Source organism: Paenibacillus caseinilyticus (assembly GCF_027533645.1).
Lineage (GTDB): Bacteria > Bacillota > Bacilli > Paenibacillales > NBRC-103111 > Paenibacillus_G > Paenibacillus_G caseinilyticus.
On sequence record NZ_JAQAGY010000014.1, the window covers coordinates 174,847 to 191,311 of the forward strand.

Annotated in this window: 15 protein-coding genes and 3 pseudogenes; 6 read left to right on the forward strand and 12 right to left on the reverse strand. The window is 45.9% G+C overall.

Annotated elements, in window-relative coordinates; genetic code table 11:
* Nucleotides 1–407: 407 nt before the first annotated feature.
* A pseudogene (locus tag O9H32_RS20585) lies at nt 408–1,954 on the reverse strand (glycine betaine uptake BCCT transporter).
* A gap of 272 nt (nt 1,955–2,226) precedes the next feature.
* On the opposite strand from O9H32_RS20585, the gene O9H32_RS20590 reads away from it, so the two are divergent.
* Nucleotides 2,227–2,790: a GbsR/MarR family transcriptional regulator gene (locus tag O9H32_RS20590; RefSeq protein ID WP_269868009.1), complete on the forward strand. Its 564-nt coding sequence runs from the start codon at nt 2,227–2,229 to the stop codon at nt 2,788–2,790.
* 167 nt (nt 2,791–2,957) lie between these two features.
* Here the strand turns inward: O9H32_RS20590 and O9H32_RS20595 are convergent, their stop codons facing one another.
* On the reverse strand, nt 2,958–3,215 hold the full coding sequence (locus tag O9H32_RS20595; protein ID WP_269868010.1) for a hypothetical protein: 258 nt from the start codon (nt 3,213–3,215) through the stop codon (nt 2,958–2,960).
* 75 nt (nt 3,216–3,290) lie between these two features.
* Nucleotides 3,291–3,468: pseudogene (locus O9H32_RS20600) on the reverse strand (P27 family phage terminase small subunit); the annotation flags it as partial.
* Between the two features lie 1,076 nt (nt 3,469–4,544).
* Here O9H32_RS20600 and O9H32_RS20605 point away from each other — a divergent pair.
* From O9H32_RS20605 to O9H32_RS20615, 3 genes and pseudogenes are all read left to right on the forward strand, one after another.
* Entirely contained in the window at nt 4,545–5,003 is a 459-nt protein-coding gene (locus tag O9H32_RS20605) for a MarR family winged helix-turn-helix transcriptional regulator (RefSeq protein WP_269868011.1), read from the forward strand.
* 307 nt (nt 5,004–5,310) lie between these two features.
* A pseudogene (locus O9H32_RS20610) lies at nt 5,311–5,738 on the forward strand (ArsI/CadI family heavy metal resistance metalloenzyme); the annotation flags it as partial.
* Between the two features lie 126 nt (nt 5,739–5,864).
* Complete coding sequence (locus O9H32_RS20615) at nt 5,865–6,956, forward strand: flavin-containing monooxygenase (RefSeq protein ID WP_269868012.1); 1,092 nt, start codon at nt 5,865–5,867, stop codon at nt 6,954–6,956.
* Nucleotides 6,957–6,974: 18 nt separating this feature from the next.
* On the opposite strand, the gene O9H32_RS20620 is transcribed toward O9H32_RS20615, so the two are convergent.
* From O9H32_RS20620 to O9H32_RS20645, 6 genes are all read right to left on the reverse strand, one after another.
* Nucleotides 6,975–7,409 carry a protein-tyrosine phosphatase family protein gene (locus O9H32_RS20620; protein WP_269868013.1) on the reverse strand — a complete coding sequence of 145 codons (435 nt, stop codon included), beginning with the start codon at nt 7,407–7,409 and terminating at the stop codon, nt 6,975–6,977.
* Between the two features lie 22 nt (nt 7,410–7,431).
* Nucleotides 7,432–7,899: an ArsI/CadI family heavy metal resistance metalloenzyme gene (locus O9H32_RS20625; protein ID WP_269868014.1), complete on the reverse strand. Its 468-nt coding sequence runs from the start codon at nt 7,897–7,899 to the stop codon at nt 7,432–7,434.
* A gap of 26 nt (nt 7,900–7,925) precedes the next feature.
* A complete protein-coding gene (arsC, locus tag O9H32_RS20630; RefSeq protein ID WP_269868015.1) occupies nt 7,926–8,348 on the reverse strand; it encodes an arsenate reductase (thioredoxin) in 423 nt (140 codons plus the stop codon).
* Between the two features lie 32 nt (nt 8,349–8,380).
* Complete coding sequence (locus O9H32_RS20635; protein ID WP_269868016.1) at nt 8,381–9,673, reverse strand: arsenic transporter; 1,293 nt, start codon at nt 9,671–9,673, stop codon at nt 8,381–8,383.
* A gap of 19 nt (nt 9,674–9,692) precedes the next feature.
* Nucleotides 9,693–10,013 (reverse strand): ArsR/SmtB family transcription factor, encoded by a 321-nt coding sequence (locus O9H32_RS20640; protein WP_269868017.1) that lies wholly within the window; start codon nt 10,011–10,013, stop codon nt 9,693–9,695.
* A gap of 451 nt (nt 10,014–10,464) precedes the next feature.
* Entirely contained in the window at nt 10,465–11,418 is a 954-nt protein-coding gene (locus tag O9H32_RS20645; protein WP_269868019.1) for an IS30 family transposase, read from the reverse strand.
* Between the two features lie 649 nt (nt 11,419–12,067).
* On the opposite strand from O9H32_RS20645, the gene O9H32_RS20650 reads away from it, so the two are divergent.
* Complete coding sequence (locus tag O9H32_RS20650; protein WP_269868020.1) at nt 12,068–12,643, forward strand: hypothetical protein; 576 nt, start codon at nt 12,068–12,070, stop codon at nt 12,641–12,643.
* Between the two features lie 22 nt (nt 12,644–12,665).
* On the opposite strand, the gene O9H32_RS20655 is transcribed toward O9H32_RS20650, so the two are convergent.
* Nucleotides 12,666–13,184, reverse strand: coding sequence for a metallophosphoesterase family protein (locus O9H32_RS20655; protein WP_269868021.1), 519 nt, complete (start codon nt 13,182–13,184; stop codon nt 12,666–12,668).
* Nucleotides 13,185–13,531: 347 nt separating this feature from the next.
* On the opposite strand from O9H32_RS20655, the gene O9H32_RS20660 reads away from it, so the two are divergent.
* Nucleotides 13,532–15,082 (forward strand): hypothetical protein, encoded by a 1,551-nt coding sequence (locus O9H32_RS20660; protein WP_269868022.1) that lies wholly within the window; start codon nt 13,532–13,534, stop codon nt 15,080–15,082.
* 186 nt (nt 15,083–15,268) lie between these two features.
* Here the strand turns inward: O9H32_RS20660 and O9H32_RS20665 are convergent, their stop codons facing one another.
* Both O9H32_RS20665 and O9H32_RS20670 read right to left on the reverse strand, forming a co-directional pair.
* Entirely contained in the window at nt 15,269–15,532 is a 264-nt protein-coding gene (locus O9H32_RS20665) for a hypothetical protein (RefSeq protein ID WP_269868023.1), read from the reverse strand.
* Nucleotides 15,533–15,567: 35 nt separating this feature from the next.
* Nucleotides 15,568–16,143, reverse strand: a complete 576-nt coding sequence (locus O9H32_RS20670; protein WP_269868024.1) for a hypothetical protein — start codon at nt 16,141–16,143, stop codon at nt 15,568–15,570.
* Between the last annotated feature and the right edge of the window lie 322 nt (nt 16,144–16,465).

The following is a 16,465-nucleotide window of genomic DNA, read 5'->3' on the forward strand; positions in this document are numbered from 1 at the left end:
CTGTTGATGCCCTGATCTACGTATGCCTTTTCGAATGAAGATTAGACGGAACGAATCATTTGGATTTTCCGAAATATTCATGACCTATTCCGTGGCTTCCGTGTTCACTTTTCTCGTTAAGACTCTAATAAATACTTGGTTTAAGCTACCTCTGATTGCATCTTCAAATGACAACTTCAGAATCGGCGAATTCCACTTCATGAAACAAATGCTAAAAACCGGCCCTTTTCTCATTGTCTCTGCGAGCCGAGCCGGTTTCTTAGGTAATGGGTTCATTGCACTTACAAGGGAGACTATAAGAAGCGCCCAATTCCTTGTATGGGCTGTTCCCATGGTTACCAGAATACTGGCCGGAGAACCAGGATTGCGATAACCTAAAAAGACCCGGATTCCGGGTCTTTAGGTTACTATGAACCATTCCGAGTCGAGGATTCTCTCTTCAGCAGCAACTCCTCCACCGCTTGACGAAATTCCCGTTCCTTTCTGCGGTTCTTCCTCTCCTCTCCCTGCAGTGATTTCATTAAGGATACACACATCAGCGCCATGATCACGGCAAAGGGTAGCGCGGTTACAATGGAAGCTGTTTGCAGTGCTTGAAGCCCATGACTTAAAAGTAGTACAAGCGCTATCGCCGACTGGGCGACACCCCAGGCCACTTTCACCTTCGTAGAAGGCGTTAGGCTTCCATTGCTCGAGAACATACCCAACACGTAGGTCGCAGAATCGGCGGAAGTTACAAAGAAGGTTATGATCAGTAAAGTCGCAAGGCCGCGAGTATTGTTCCAAGTGGTAGATGCTGTAAGGTGGCGAAAAGCGCAGAAGTAACATCATTGTTAACCAACTCGGTAAGATGGATTCCTTCCATTATCTGCTGATACAGCCCTGTCCCTCCAAAAACAGAGAACCAGATGAAGCTGAAGAGACTGGGGATAAACAAGACACCGAGCACAAACTCTTTGATCGTTCGTCCACGGGATACGCGGGCTATGAACATTCCTACAAACGGAGCCCAGGCAATCCACCAAGCCCAATAGAAAAGTGTCCAACTGCTGATCCACGTACCCTGTGTGAAGGGAGTCAGACGCAAGCTCATCTGAACCAAGTTCTGAAGATAACCGCCAAGTGTCACAGTAAAAGTATCCAGTAAGAAGAAGGTGGGCCCCAGAATGAATGTGCATATGAGCAGCCCTAATGCAAGAAAAAGGTTGGTATTGCTCAGAATCCGGATCCCGCGGTCCAAGCCAGTTGTAGCCGAGATCATGTAAAGAACCGTAAGCACTAACAGAATGACCACCTGTACGGATACCTGGTTAGGTACGCCCAATATAAAGGAAAGCCCCCCATTGATCTGCAGCGTACCAAGTCCAAGAGAGGTTGCCACACCGAAGGCGGTAGCAATAATTGCGAGAATATCGATCAGTTTCCCGATCGGTCCGTGGACTCGATCCCCCAACAGCGGCTCAAAGGTCTGGGAGATCAGGGCAGATTTCTTTTTCCGGAATTGAAAGTAGGCTAGAGTGACACCGACCACCGAATAGATCGCCCAAGGATGCAGTCCCCAGTGAAAGAACGCGTAACGTAGTGCTAATCGTGCGGCTTCTGTCGTTTCTCCTTGTGCTTCCTGAGGTGGTGAGGCATAGTGAGACAGCGGTTCTGCAACCCCCCAGAACACCAGACCGATGCCCATCCCGGCACTAAAGAGCATAGCAAACCAGCTTAGGTCAGAATACTCCGGCTCATCAGAATCCTCTCCCAATCGGATCTTGCCATATTTGCTGAAAGCAAGATAGATGACAAAAATAAGGAATCCCATGGCGGCAAAAAGATAAAACCAGCCAAATTTTCCTGTGGTAAAGGCAAGAAAAGCGTTAGCTTGTTCCGCCAGTCCGCTGGGGTTCAATGCCCCCCAAAACACAAATATAAGAATGACAAGTACTGAAATACCAAATACCATATTCATCCTCCTTTGACTTTCCTGTTTAATCTTTTCATTATGCGGCCTCCCTATACTCAAAGTCTTTGCATTCATAGTTACCTTGGGCACGTTCTTTCGCTTACCCATTGTAAGTAGTAAATGACGCTTGTGTCAACCTAAATTACCGTTTATACTGTTCGTACAGTAATTACTGTACAATTAGTTCGTTCATTGTTTTATTTGTAGCCCCTTTACTTTATTCCGGCTGTTCCTTACAATTACTTGTAGACTAAAGGCAGGGTGAAACCAGGATGGAACCTTCCAATCAATTAAGTTCCGATCAAGCGCTTGTCATAGAAAAAGCACGCAAACGCGTTATTGAAGCAATCGGCAAAAACATGGATCTGTATGGAATCACTCCATCCATCGGTCATCTGTATGGACTGCTCTTTTTTCAGAACAAACCCATGACCTTGGATGAAATGGGACAGGCCATGGAGATGAGCAAGACCAGCATGAGCACCGGCGTCAGAACCCTTGTCGATTTGAAGATGGTCCACAAAGTATGGGAAAAGGGATCACGCAAGGATCTGTATGAAGTAGAAAGGGATTGGTTCCAGACCTTCAGCGATTATTTCGCACTGAAATGGCGGAAAGCGCTCGAGATCAACCTGAATGCTCTGCGCAAATCTAAGAACGAGTTAATGGAGCTTAGCAACCAATCTTCGTCCGTGCCTGCCTTGCAGAATGTTCTGGAATCTGATCTAGCTAAGCTGGATGAGGCAATCCGTTATTACCGGTGGCTGGATCAGTTGATTGATGCTTTGGAGAGCGGAGAAATATTCAAGTGGGTTCCTAAGGATTTCGGTGAATAACAAAAAATGCATGCACAAAAAAAACCGCCAATTCTATTTTCTATTGCGGCCCTTTTTGGCAAACATCCATCCGTTTAGCTACGGAAAACAGGAAATGAGCCGTCTACAGATCAACGAGACGACTCTTTTTCTGCATCCGACAAGATCTCCCGCGCGGTGAGAAGAGACTACTCTTGCCCTTCACTGCAAGCATCATCTTCCGAGCCACTGTCTGAACAACTAGAAGTAACACCATTGGGGCCGCCATCTTGTGCTGGCCTGCAAGCGGATATTAAGAGAAGCAAAAAAAGCAATCCTATTTTCACGGTAACCACCACCTCAATAAATAGGGTGCCCAAAAAGCTATCCTCATCGGGGGCCTTCTTGGCTTTCCAAGCTGCTTCATACAATAAGTTGTTTGGTACAGATGTCTGCTGCTGTAACACTCGGCTTGCGGATACATATAATTCCTAACACTTCGCCGTTGATTACATCATAGCTGTAATTGATTAGAAATTGCTTCAGCATAACATATCATCGAACTCCTTCGTGAACTTGTCTTTCTTCTCTGGCTGACCTCGCGGTGGCATGGCGATCTTGGCTCTTGATGCCGGAGTAAGCCCAAATTCAACAGCCAGGTTTTCATTTTGCTCATGCATCTGCTCTTTTTGCCAGAAGAGGATGTGCCACTTTGTTAGTCGCTCTTCGCAAGCGAGTCCCCGTCGGTCCGGATGAGGCCCAGGGGGAGTCCTTTGGACTCTTGGTTCCCCTCCCCTTAAGTTCTACCCATTGCGCGTTTCAGGAAATATTCTCAGCTTCCTCTTCACAATCAAATGAACCTCCTTTAATAATAGTGGCTCAATTTATTTTTCGAGGGTTACATTTATTGGTATACTTATGTTTAAGATTTATTATAGGGATTGGAGGGCTTTCAAATATGGCAAGAAGCTATAGTGATTTAAACGATACGGAACGTAAGTTACAAAAAATATCTATAATCTCTATTGGATTACAATACGGCCCGTTATTCGGATATTCACTTAACAAAGAAATGTATTATATCTGGTTGCTGCTTACCTTTATTGGAAGCTTATCCCTGCTTGTGAAATCAAGGTGGATTAGACCAGAGCTTCGGAACAGGACGCTCTTATTTGAGATAATTTTAACTGTACTCTTCATCGTATGGTTTTTCTCAGAAGCAATCAGTGTGCCGATAATCATAAAACAAATGGTGTTTTTTATTGTTATTGCCGCGGCAGGTTATTGGTATTTCAAATTGTTATATGAGGGTAGACTTTCAAGGAATTAGCGCTCTCTTCAGAATAACGGACATGGAACAGTTAATTTGGTAAATAATAATAAAACCATGAGGCTTAGACATTAGTTTTTTACTAATGCAATATTTCTGCTTTTTCTCAAGGAAGGAATATAAGAAGAGACCGCCCTACAGGATATGAATGAACGGCTAATGGTTGTCCTGGAGCAAGTGACCGAAACAGTCTTGGCAATCGTCTGTAATTCTTGTCACTCCGACACTATTGGGCAGCGGATTCACGTCAGTAATTAAATCTCCAGAATTCCCTCCTCCGTCCATATGAATCCAATACTGAATCCTTTTCCGCGTTAACACGAATAAGGCAGCTGTTCGCGTTGGCCGGCTGCGGCATTCCCAGTTAGTTGAACAACGTCGAGACAGCGATGGCAAAAGATAAATGCAAAAGATAATACTTGCAAGTATCAACTGATTCATGTTATAACTATATCAGGTGATAAAAATGAAACAATTACCACAATACATAAACGTAAGAGAAGTACTGCAGCTTCTAGTTAGACGATTTGGCTTACTTCAGAAAGATGGAGCCCAATGCTGCGGTGTTACTGTTCTTCAAAGTCACGTGATGTATGAGCTTCAAAAACGACCAAACATCTCATTAAATGATTTGGGAGATATCCTTTGTGTCGATACCAGCACGCTTAGCCGGCAAGTTCATCAATTAGTTCAATTGAATTTAGTAAGCCGTGTCCCCGATCCCAATGACCGCCGTTTTGTGGTCCTCTCCCTGACGACAGAAGGTGAGGAGCAAGCTGATTCCATTGCAAGCACAATGGAGGAGTACGTTCAGGAAATATTCAAGAACATACCAGCAGATAAACGGGATCAGGTATACGAGAGCCTGCATCTGCTTAGCACGGCCATGAGCCAAAGTCCTAATTGTTGTACGCCTCCTCTATAAGAGGAGTTATTTTTCAACAAATAGTTTCATTTATCAACTATTAAAAAATAGGAGTGATGGTATTGAACGCAAACTGGTCCCTTACAAAGTGCCTCATGCAGCAGCATCAGAACGATATTGAGAAGGCATCCCGTACCGCTTGGCAATGGAATTCACACCAAAGCAAGAATACAGCCTGGGTTCGTCTATTCGTTGAAAGGTTATTCCCACAGAAAACAGCCATCGCTTGCTGTACTACCTGCTGCTAATAAAGCATGCTCGTTAGTTTCATTTTTCAAATATTATAAAATGAGAGGATTGACTGCAAATGAAAATGCATGTTGCGCTTAACGTTAGAAATTTAGAGGCTTCCCTTCTGTTCTACAAAAAGCTGTTTAATGCGGATCCAACCAAAGTAAAAGATAATTATGCCAAGTTTGAACTCGATCAACCAGCCCTTCACTTCTCTTTGAATGTTAGGGACTATGCTGACAAGGTGTGCTCAACCACCTTGGATTCCAGGTGGGCAGCAAAGAAGACGTGCTTTCAGCCAAAGAAAGACTGCAAAATGCCGGGCTTTTCTCCTTAGATGAGATGGACACAACCTGCTGTTATGCCGTACAGGATAAAATCTGGGTCACGGATCCGGAAGGCAACTCATGGGAAGTATTCTACACCAAAGCCGATTCTGATTTTGAATCTGCAGAGGAACGTTCCCTTCCTGCCGTATGTTGTAATCCGATTCCAAAAGATAGCGTGTTAGCACCTGAGGCAACTTCATCTGCATGCTGTGTTGAGTCCCTCCAAGTTCCAAAGGAAGTCCCTGCCAATGCAGAAGGCAGCGGCTGCGGCTGCACCAAATAATCAAGAAAGGAGCTCCCTATGCAGGAGATCGTCTATGACTCCATCGTAATCGGTGCCGGTCAGTCCGGCCTAGCCTCCGCCTATTACCTTCAGAATGAGGGACTGAGTTTCGTAGTCCTTGAGCAAAGTGAGCATCTTGGTTCTTGGATCAACTATTATGAAAGCTTAAAACTCTTCTCCCCTGCACGGTACTCCTCTCTCCCGGGATTTCCATTCCCGGGAGACCCTGAGGGGTATCCGACTTGCGATAAAGTAGTCCAGTATCTAAGATCATACGCCGATCACTTCCATTTTCCGATCCGTTATCACACCTCTGTGCAACATGTCTCAAGTAACGAAGAGCTCTTCTACGTCACTACAACCAAACAAGAAGTCTTGAGGGCACGCTCGGTCATCTGTGCGTCCGGGCCGTTTCGCAAGCCTCATCTCCCCTCCCTTCCTGGGCAAGAGCAATACCGTGGGACCGTTCTTCATTCAATTGATTATCGTCAAGCCAACACGTACCGCGGCCAAAAAGTAGCTGTGGTTGGTGCTGGGAACTCTGCTGTTCAAATCGCACATGAGTTAGCTCAAATTACTGATGTGACGCTTACCTCCAGAAGACCAATCCAGTTCGCTCCGCAGAGGCTGCTCGGAAAAGACATTCATTATTGGATGGACCTGTTGCAGTTGGATCAGTCTCGTCTTGGTAAATGGCTGCTTCGAAGCCGTTCTTCCGGTGTACTTGACACAGGGGTTTATAGGAAAGCCATCGAAAACAATGCACCGCGGCATCGTACCATGTTTCAAAGGTTTGGCGAACACGGTGTCTTTTGGGAAGACGGCACGTATGAGAACATGGATACGGTCATATTTGCGACAGGTTTTATCCCTAACTCCCCTTACTTGATGGATCTAGGAGCACTGGATGAGAACGGCTCACCCATACAAAAGCATGGGATCTCGATGAAGTTTAAAGGGCTCTACTTCGTTGGCCTGCCATGGCAAAACTCACTCGCTTCAGCAACCTTGAGAGGCTCAGGTAAAGACGCAAAAATGGTTGTAAGGGATCTCCTCACGCACCTAATCACACCGACTTATGTGGGTAAAAGTAAAAGAGCCGCTAAGTAAACGCGGCTCTTCTTGTATTCACTTTCCGTAAATTTTTTCTAAAGCTTCTCTCTGAGGAGGTTTAATGTTGATGACAGGACGAATTTCCTTGGCCATCTGTTCAGCTTCCTCTATGGTCGAGGCCTTTCCCAGAGAAATCAGAGTGCCGATTGCTACAGCACCGGTACGGCCTTTACCTCCACCACAGTGAAAACCAACCTTTTTTCCGCCGCGGTAAGCCTCAACGACCTCATGAATCGCTTTTTTGAACAGCTCATCTTGAGGTTCTTCTGCATGATCGCCCAAACCAACCTTTACCCAAACAGCCCCTGTTCCTGGGAAAGCACACTCTGTCGCCTCTTCACGTAGATCGACAATGACATCACAACCAGATTCCGTGATCATGTTTTTCACGTCCTCGGCTCCTCCGAGGTAAATCCGATCTTCTATTAAGGCTTGATAAGATTTAGTCATGTTAGTCCCCTTATGTCCTCTATTATTTCTTGCGGAAAGACATAAATTCTACAGCTATAGGTGCTGATGGAGGTAAGCAGCAAAGGGATATATCCCTAGCTTCACCCGCGGACTCGAATTCAGAGTCCTCTTTCGTGTGGAAGATTTCCCACGCATTGCCGTCCGGATCGTAGACCCAAACCTTATCCTGAACAGCATAGCAGCAAGTCGTATTCATCTCGTCCTTAAGCAAAAGACCGGAGGCTCGCAGCCGTTCCCCCATCTGCAGCACGTCTTCCGTACTTGAAACTTGAAAACCGAGGTGGTTCAATACTCCCTTCGGTTCAAACGGTCGAACATTTAAAGAAAAGTGAAGTGCTGGTTCAGTCAGCTCGAACTTTGCGTAATTGTCCTTTACTTTCGTAGGTTCCTCACCGAAGAAACTGCGGTAAAATTCAAGGGAACGTTCCAAATCAGAACAGTTTATTGCCACATGCATCCGCTGAATCACGGCTGACTCCTCCTCTTCGCTAACTGTTATTGGCCTTCCGCCACAAACTGTTCCATCCGCTGCTTAATGCTGTCACGTACTTCACGGAATTTGTCCATGATTTCATCTTCGGTTCCCGTCGCTTTCGCTGGATCTTCAAATCCCCAATGCCATTTCACTACGTTCTTATTACTAATGACAGGGCAGTGCTCATCCGCATGGCCGCAAAGGGTAATAACATAGTCAGCTTTATTCAAGATTTCTGGATCGATAACATCCGACGTATGGCTGCTGATATCTACACCGGCCTCTTTCATGACCTGAACAGCGCGTGGATTTAATCCGTGAGCTTCAAGGCCGGCGCTTTTTACCTCATACTTGTCAGAGCCGAGCTGCTTCAAAAAGCCATCCGCGATCTGGCTGCGGCAGGAGTTTCCGGTGCACAAGAAATATACGAGTTTCTTTTCCATGGTTCATTTCCTCTTTTCGTTTGGTTTGTGATTTATGAAATTAACCAGAGCCACAGGTACAGCCCGGATAATGTAATAAAGAGTGTCGGTATGGTGAGTATGATGCCGATCTTGAAGTAATAACCCCAGGTGATCGTGACCCCTTTGCGAGACAGCACATGAAGCCACAACAGAGTTGCCAGGGACCCGATCGGCGTAATCTTTGGTCCGAGATCCGAACCGATAACGTTGGCATAGACCAGCGCTTCCCGAATGACGCCCTCGGTTGCCGTTCCTTGAATAGCCAGCGCATTGATCATCACCGTTGGCATGTTGTTCATGATGGAAGACAGGATCGCGGCAATGAAACCCATTCCAACCGTCGCGGCGAACAGCCCTTGAGCGGCAACCGATTCAATGAGGTTGCCCAAATGATCCGTTAACCCTACGTTCCGAAGTCCATAAACAACCACGTACATCCCGATGGAGAAAACAACGACAGCCCAAGGCGCTTCTTTAATGATGCGCTTTGTTTCGATTACCGGACTCCGGCGGGCAGCAATGATGAAGAAGATGGCGACCACCCCGGCAACGATGGAAACAGGAATCGATGTAAACTCACTCATGAGATACGCAACAAGCAGGATACCAAGAATCACCCATGATAAGCGGAAGAGTTTTTCATCTTTGATCGCCTCTTTCGGCTCCCTCAGCTGCTTAGCATCATATTGTTTCGGGATACTGTTACGGAAAAATAAATAAAGCATAAGGATACTTGCAGCAAGTGAAAAGAAGTTGGGAACAATCATCCTGCTGGTGTACTCAACAAATCCGATATCAAAGTAATCAGCAGATACGATATTCACCAGGTTACTTACAACCAGCGGCAGTGAAGTGGTGTCTGCAATGAATCCACTGGCCATAATAAATGGCAGAACCATCCTCTCGTCAAACCTCAGAGCTCGAACCATCGCAAGAACAATGGGGGTTAAGATAAGGGCAGCTCCGTCATTAGCAAACAATGCAGCTACCGCGGCGCCGAGTAAAATGACGTAAATAAACATCAATACGCCATTTCCTTTGGCCAGCCGAGCCATATGTAAAGCTGACCACTCAAAGAAGCCGATCTCGTCCAGGATTAAGGAGATCAGAATAATCGCCACAAAAGCAAGCGTCGCATTCCATACAATAAGCGTTACATCCTTTACATCCGTAAAGCTTACAACCCCTAACAGCAATGCAAGTACCGCACCACCCATGGCAGACCAGCCGATATTAAGACCTTTAGGCTGCCAAATAACAAAAACCAGTGTGATCAAGAAAATCAAACTCGCGATGTAGACCATATGTTACCCCCTATTTATTTCAAACACAGCAGTCATTTGAGCAGCCAAGAGCCTCCAGTTTCTCTTTCTGGGATGGGAGCTGTTCAAATACCTCACGCAAATAAGGTTTATCTTCAATAGCCAGGGAGTAGTATATCCACTGCCCTTTACGCGCTTCTGTGACAAGGCCACCGTCTTTAAGTTTTCTCATGTGTTGGCTCACGTTAGGCTGGCTCAGTTCCATAAGGTCCACAATCTCACAGACGCACAGCGATTTTTCTTTAAGAAGGGCAAGAATAGACAGTCGAGATTTATCCCCCAGCAGCTTAAATACTTCTGCCATTTGTTGAATGGATTGCATCAATAACACCTCCTCATACCTTATATTGCTCAATTAATTCATGTATTATTATATAACTATTTGATTATATGTAAAGTGGTTTTCCCACCATTGACCATGTTTGTACCCCCACTATCCCTGTAGTTGAACGACCACCCGAGAATTTTGAGCTATACGGCAATGAATACATCTTCTTGTCATTTACGGCTAAGGATATATGTTCTTGTCATGCGCTTTTGACAAGAACATATATCCTGACAAGAACATATACCCTTAAAAAGAAAAAAAACGCAACATATGCGGTCCTTAATGAATATATATGTTCTTATCCTCCGACAACTTGGAATGTATTTAGTGATATATCCATACCCGTAACCCGTTTGCTTGCTCTTGTGGGCCCAAAGAAAAATCCCAGCATATTATTTAAAATGCCGGGATTGGATTTCAGACGTTATTTTTAAAAGACGGATTGTCAAGCTAAGTTCGACAACTCGTCCATGAATGCTTCGTGAGCAGATTTCCAGCCTAGACATTTACGGGGGCGATGATTGATAAGGCGAATAGCTTCAGCCAGCTCCTCATCCGATACATCAGCAAAGTCATAACCCTTAGGGAAGAATTCACGCAGAAGCCCATTACCATTCTCATTGGAACCTCGTTGCCAAGAGGAATAGGGATCCGCGAAATAAACCTTAATGTTGTGAATGCCCTCTAAGTTTGCATAACAGGCAAACTCTTTTCCACGATCGGTTGTCGCCGTCTGAAAGGTCCCCTGGGGGTACTGGCTGGCGACTACACCAAAGGCGACCTCCATGGAGTGCGCCGTGCGATCAGGCATCTTTACGGCCATGTACAGACGCGTTTTACGCTCGAGGAAAGTGCCCGCGCAAGCCCGGCTCTTTCCTCGGCTGGAAACTACCGTATCCAGTTCCCAATGGCCAAATGTCGTGCGTTTGCGTATTTCTTTGGACCGCTGACAGATCGGAGTACCGACAAGAAACCGCCCCCGTGTTTCCATGGGTTTATGCCGTTTTCCCTTGTGCCGGAGAACCTTCACATCTGCCTTAAGTCGCCCCTCATAGAGCCATCTGTAGATCGTCTTGTAGCAGACAAAGGCTTCCCCCTCGCACCTTCGCTTTTCAGCAATCTGCTCGGGTGACCAGGTTTGCTTCAATTTCTCCTCAATTTCTTCAGCAAGTTCAGAAGTAAACTTGCCTGCAGGGACGCTGGTTGTTCTGCGCTCACGATACGCCTGCTGTGCAGACTCAGCTGCGTAGTCCTGACCACTGAAGCCCCTTTTAAGTTCACGGGCAATAGTGGCATGATGTCGTCCAAGCTGTCGGCCAATGGCACGGGTCGACCAGCCCAGCCGATACAATGTCTCTAGTTGTCCACGCTCAATTATGCTAAGATGGGAGTAGCTCATGTAGGATTCTCCTTGTAAATGGTGTTGTGGTGACTTCCATTTTACACGAATCCATACATGGGCCTCTTTGTTTTTTCTAACTGTCGCACTTCATATTACAATCCGTCAAAAACTAAATTTACGGACATAGTTATCAACATATCGTTGCAAAATCCTATTTTCCTCAGTTGGATTATCAAACACCATTATTGAAATTCTTTGTGGTATGTACGAATTCATCTTTTTTATGATTCTTCTTTTTACGTTCCTCTGATTCGGGCATTTGGAAGTAGTTTTGTATTACGAGGCATCACATAAAAATTAGAATACATATGCGTAAGCATATGTGCATACGGGGGAGAAATCACTCCCCTCTTCTTTTCTTAATTCAAAGAACTGTAATATACAATGATGATGTCCTCTTAAAAGTTTTTTAAGGACATATTGTTCCACTGCCTTAAATACTGCTTTATTCTGATAAAAATAGCTCATTCGAAAATCATGTGATCGAAATCGTCGTCTTTGATTACTCGAGACTTCCTGGACGATGAATGGGGACGAGGCTTTCCTACCAGCCCCGTAACTTTAGGCACTGTATACCCTTCAACTGACTCAGTCAATCCCCTTCTCTCCGGCATGTACTAATGATATAACCAGAGGAGGCTGAACTATGAACATCCCGGCCGGGTCTTGTGTTGGCGTATTATACTATCAGGAAGTCAAAGGCAGTTGGACGGTCGGCGTCCACAACGGCAGAGCGAGAAATGCATCCTCCGACGCTTCGGTCCTGGCATTGGGTCATGTAAGCGGAACGAAGGAGTTTAATCAGGCACTCCCACCTGCACTCCTGTTCTACCCCACCATCTCCGCTTACAAACAGGCCCTTAAGAACCCGCCAGACCCGAAGAAGGAGATTCCCTTTGGTGTCAAAATAACCGTGCAAATCACAGCCAAATCTTCCGGTCACGCCTGTATCGCTTTCCTGCAGAATGGGGCCAAGCGAAATAAAGCAAACCAAATAACAGTAGTCCAAACAGCACATAACGGAAAATTCATTCGATATACCTCGCCTAATGGAAAGGTGTATACCAATGTAGCTCCTGCTGTTGAAAGCATCAAAAAGGATCCGGGGGGCGTGCTGGAATATGTGCATTACAACTTGATCTCCCTGGGCAGCGGAAGATACCGTCTCAAAGAGGAGCGAACCTACAAGCCCAACATCACGGCGCTGCGAATCCTTAAATAACGAAAGTAACGGAAGGCATCCCCTACAGCTGCCAGGCCACCGGAACTTTCTTTCCATAGGGCTTGCCTCCATTAGGGCTTACCGAGCTCAGACCGATTACCTTGACATAAGGCGAGCGGACCGTAAAATGAAGGGCTGCAGGACCGATGATTTTTTTGAAATTGTTGAGGGATGTTGTGCCATTCTTCAGAGTACTCTCATGGTTGCCTACAGCGACAAATAACGGCCCTCCGGGAATACGTTCTTTCACCTTATTGGAAAAATAGGTAAGCTGTTCCTTGGAACCTGTAAATACGATGTCTCCCCCATGCAGAACATACAACGGTTTGGTGCCTCTGATAACGTCCAGCGCTTTATTCAGCACTCCGATACCTGTGTAGTTCCCTTCCGCAGCCCAGCTGTCCCCCATATAAACAATCTTATAGTTGTCGGGGTCAAATGATTTTCTGCGAAGACGGGAGGCCAGCAGCTTCTGAGAACGGGTATATAAAGTGCCGTTTGGGTTTGTTTTCCCTTTACTTCCTCCAATAATGTCACCCATTGTGTTCATCCTTTCATTTCGGTTGGAGGGGCCAGTGTTTCATCGATTGAACCCATGCTCACAATGTATTAAGACAGCAGTAACGGGCAAGCGACGGACGCCCACCTTTAGGAAAAAACGGCAATGCAAGGAAGCGGATCACCCCTTGGGAGGGATCCCATAGGTTCCAGTCCGTTTCACCGCCATTCACCGGGCGGGCCCCATGACAGTGGCTCTCTCCGGCATGTTGTGCGAAGTTTTCGGGAATTTTTCTTTGTATAGGGCTCAATTTTTCTTATTCCTCATACCTTTGTTATCAGGACTTTATTCAGGTACTTGGGGGATGAATCAGAATGGATCCAAATTCGATGACGAATGAATTTACTTATGATAATCGTAATGTGAATAAGTTTGTCTCCATCTTGGAAGAGAGGGGGTTTATTGTCCAAGAAGGGGAATTAAAGTATTTGGACGTACTAAAGCTTGTCAGCGAAGGTATTTTGGATAACGCAATGGGAAATCATGCTGGTGCTCCCTATTCACCCGTCTTACTACCGCCGGCGCCAAATCAACATCCGGCCCCAGGCCAGAAACCTCCAATCGGGTATAACCCTGATGATCCTGGTAATTATGCTCCGAATCTTACTTATGCGGCGCCAGGATTTACTTACAAGCTGCGGCCTGATGAAGCGGTTGTGCTCATAGGGCTGACTCCTCCCCAGGCGGTCTATTTCGGTTTTCGAAGCTACCTTGCGTTTGTTGAGAATAAACCTGGAAAAGATTACAGCGGAGCCATAACAGCAGGAGACGCCAGCACCGGTTTTTATCACGGTGTTTTTGGCAGTCTCGGTGATCAAATTAATAACTTCAATATTTGGACGGAAAATACGCCAAGAGGATCAGCAGGTAACCCTTTTAATAGTTCTACGATTCTCATCAGTACGGCTGATCAAAATGTAAATAAGCAAATTCGCGATGCGCTGCTGGGAGCAGACTTTGATCCGGGTACGATGAACAACGATAATATTCCCTTAGGCTTGGTAAACATGGGCCTTGAAAAAGGGAAGGACACCTTTTCATTTCTTATGAGGGCCGCCATTTGGTCCGAGAAAATAATTGGAGATCAGTATCTGAATAATCTGGATCACTATGTGAAAGTGTATCGGATTACACCAAAAACGCCTTACACAAGTCTCTCCCCTTGGCCGATTCCAGAACTAAAAATAAAAGAGACCGGCACCACAGAATTTCAAATTCTCCCCAGCGCCAGGTTTGAACTGGATTATCTCAGGTATCAGATCCTTGCCAAATATGGAAGCGAGGAATTTGAACATGTTTATTTAAATTTTACCCTGACGATTGTGGAGGGGTTTGAGGCCATCTTAAATGATGTAAATGTATGGGCGGATAACAGAGATGCCATCTATATCAGTTCTGATCATTTTACGTTGAAGTCTGATGATGATTTTATCATCCTGTATGGTGTGAACCATGAACAAACCGGTAAAGCAGTCTTCTCCAACGCAAGCTTCTATGGAGCTGAGTATTTCAATGGTGTAGCTGTTGCGAACACTACAGTGGAGTTCAAAGACTCTGCGGCCGAGTATTTCCCTGAAGGCTACATAAATCAAAAGTTCTACTATGTATGCAAAATGTCGAGAAAGATTAGTCAAGAAGAGATTGAAATCATCGTACCTTATAGTACGGGCAATCCAAACGGAAAGGCTTTCGGGGTGGACAATAATCAAGAAAGCTATCTCATCTTTAGAATATATGTGGATCAAGAAACCTTAGTCGGTCCCGCTCTATTCGATGTCATCTGGGACCATGCCATCCTCTTTACTAAAAAGGCCAATCGAGTGAAGGCTGCTTCGAATGATATCATAATAAAAGTTGGCAGTACGGAAACCAGGTTATAGATGAATCCCTTAGCTTACGGGGTAATGATTTGGTCTTTATGGCGAAGGTCTTTTATAACTTCCCCCATCCAGCAAATCCGTGGTGCGAACTTTATCCCTTCCCATAAAAAGGACTGTCGTTTTACCGACAGCCTCATCAGTGGAAATGTGTGGGGATTTATGATTCTGAGCTGTATCATCGTAAGATCAAAGGGTAATCGCACGGTGCGGCTTGCTGTAGTGGCTTGTCCCTCCACCTCCAACAAGCACTTTTCCGCCTTTTTTAAAGATGAGGAGCTTTCTTGAATTGTCAGCAAGAAGAACCACAATCTTGGCGCGGTTTGCGGTAGCAATATATACCACATAACCACTTCGAGATAGAACTGTCCGCCAATGCTTGTCAAACTCCGACCGCAGCACCCGGCTGGAGTACACCTGATTTTCCACTCTACCCGCCCGTTTTCTCTTCATATGCCTGCCACCTCCGCAGATGTAAAAGAAATGAATCACTCGAACGCTTCATGAAATAGAAAATGCTCATACTTGTAAGGGCTGAAAGCAAACTTGAACGCAAGCGCAACGCCGGATTCTTCAATCCTAACAGAACGAAGCTGCGGTGTTCTCACAAGTCCACGCACTAGAAGCGTAACCACTTGGGTATCTCCCCGGCGGATCGCCTTGGCGAGAACTTGTGTGAAAGAGGCATTGAATACCAGTGCTTTGTAAAGAGGCAGGATCGCCCGGGCCACAGCCCGATGGGCTCTGGCTTCCTCCGGGAGCTGCTTCAGCGTTCCCGGAGGAAGCGAAGTTCCGCTGCCGTATAGATTGACCGGGCCCTTAAATTCAAAGTTTACGGTATATCCGCTCCTGTAGGTTCCAGGCAGCGGTTTACGGGCAAATGGCGACGCTATGCGGAATAACCGCAGCAACTCCACGCTGTTTGTCGTAACAACCGCCCTGCTCCATTGAGCAGCAAACGCCTTGTTCGTTGCGATGACGTGATAAAAAGGGAGCATCGCTCGCGCAACCCTGCGTAAAACCCGGGCCGAAACAAAACGGTTCGGATTCAAGGACTGAGCCATTTTCTTTATCCCTCCTTTGCTACTCAGCTCTAATTTAGAATATGCTCCGCTTGTCAGCATGTTCGGGCAGTGGGAAAAACTAAACGCTTGTCACACGCCTTTTCATGCAAACCAGCGCATGAAGTACCACTGTCCGAACGGATATGCATTCCACTATGTGAACCTTGCATAAAATGCGAAAGAGACCTAGTTTTTTTGAGAGGCCACTGAAGAACTAACGCTTTTTCATCGGGAGTCTCATAGAAGTTACAAAAAAGACATCTGCCTCCATTTTTTAGGGAGCAGATGTCTTTTTTAATGGCTCAAAACGGGTTTGCCCGAC

Bases quoted from the DNA above. Each gene is read 5' to 3' on its own strand.
- O9H32_RS20590 (WP_269868009.1), top strand. From the start codon at position 2,227: ATGGAACCTTCCAATCAATTAAGTTCCGATCAAGCGCTTGTCATAGAA.
- O9H32_RS20605 (WP_269868011.1), top strand. From the start codon at position 4,545: ATGAAACAATTACCACAATACATAAACGTAAGAGAAGTACTGCAGCTT.
- O9H32_RS20615 (WP_269868012.1), top strand. From the start codon at position 5,865: ATGCAGGAGATCGTCTATGACTCCATCGTAATCGGTGCCGGTCAGTCC.
- O9H32_RS20620 (WP_269868013.1), bottom strand. From the start codon at position 7,409: ATGACTAAATCTTATCAAGCCTTAATAGAAGATCGGATTTACCTCGGA.
- arsC (WP_269868015.1), bottom strand. From the start codon at position 8,348: ATGGAAAAGAAACTCGTATATTTCTTGTGCACCGGAAACTCCTGCCGC.
- O9H32_RS20635 (WP_269868016.1), bottom strand. From the start codon at position 9,673: ATGGTCTACATCGCGAGTTTGATTTTCTTGATCACACTGGTTTTTGTT.
- O9H32_RS20640 (WP_269868017.1), bottom strand. From the start codon at position 10,013: ATGCAATCCATTCAACAAATGGCAGAAGTATTTAAGCTGCTGGGGGAT.
- O9H32_RS20645 (WP_269868019.1), bottom strand. From the start codon at position 11,418: ATGAGCTACTCCCATCTTAGCATAATTGAGCGTGGACAACTAGAGACA.
- O9H32_RS20650 (WP_269868020.1), top strand. From the start codon at position 12,068: ATGAACATCCCGGCCGGGTCTTGTGTTGGCGTATTATACTATCAGGAA.
- O9H32_RS20655 (WP_269868021.1), bottom strand. From the start codon at position 13,184: ATGGGTGACATTATTGGAGGAAGTAAAGGGAAAACAAACCCAAACGGC.
- O9H32_RS20660 (WP_269868022.1), top strand. From the start codon at position 13,532: ATGACGAATGAATTTACTTATGATAATCGTAATGTGAATAAGTTTGTC.
- O9H32_RS20665 (WP_269868023.1), bottom strand. From the start codon at position 15,532: ATGAAGAGAAAACGGGCGGGTAGAGTGGAAAATCAGGTGTACTCCAGC.
- O9H32_RS20670 (WP_269868024.1), bottom strand. From the start codon at position 16,143: ATGGCTCAGTCCTTGAATCCGAACCGTTTTGTTTCGGCCCGGGTTTTA.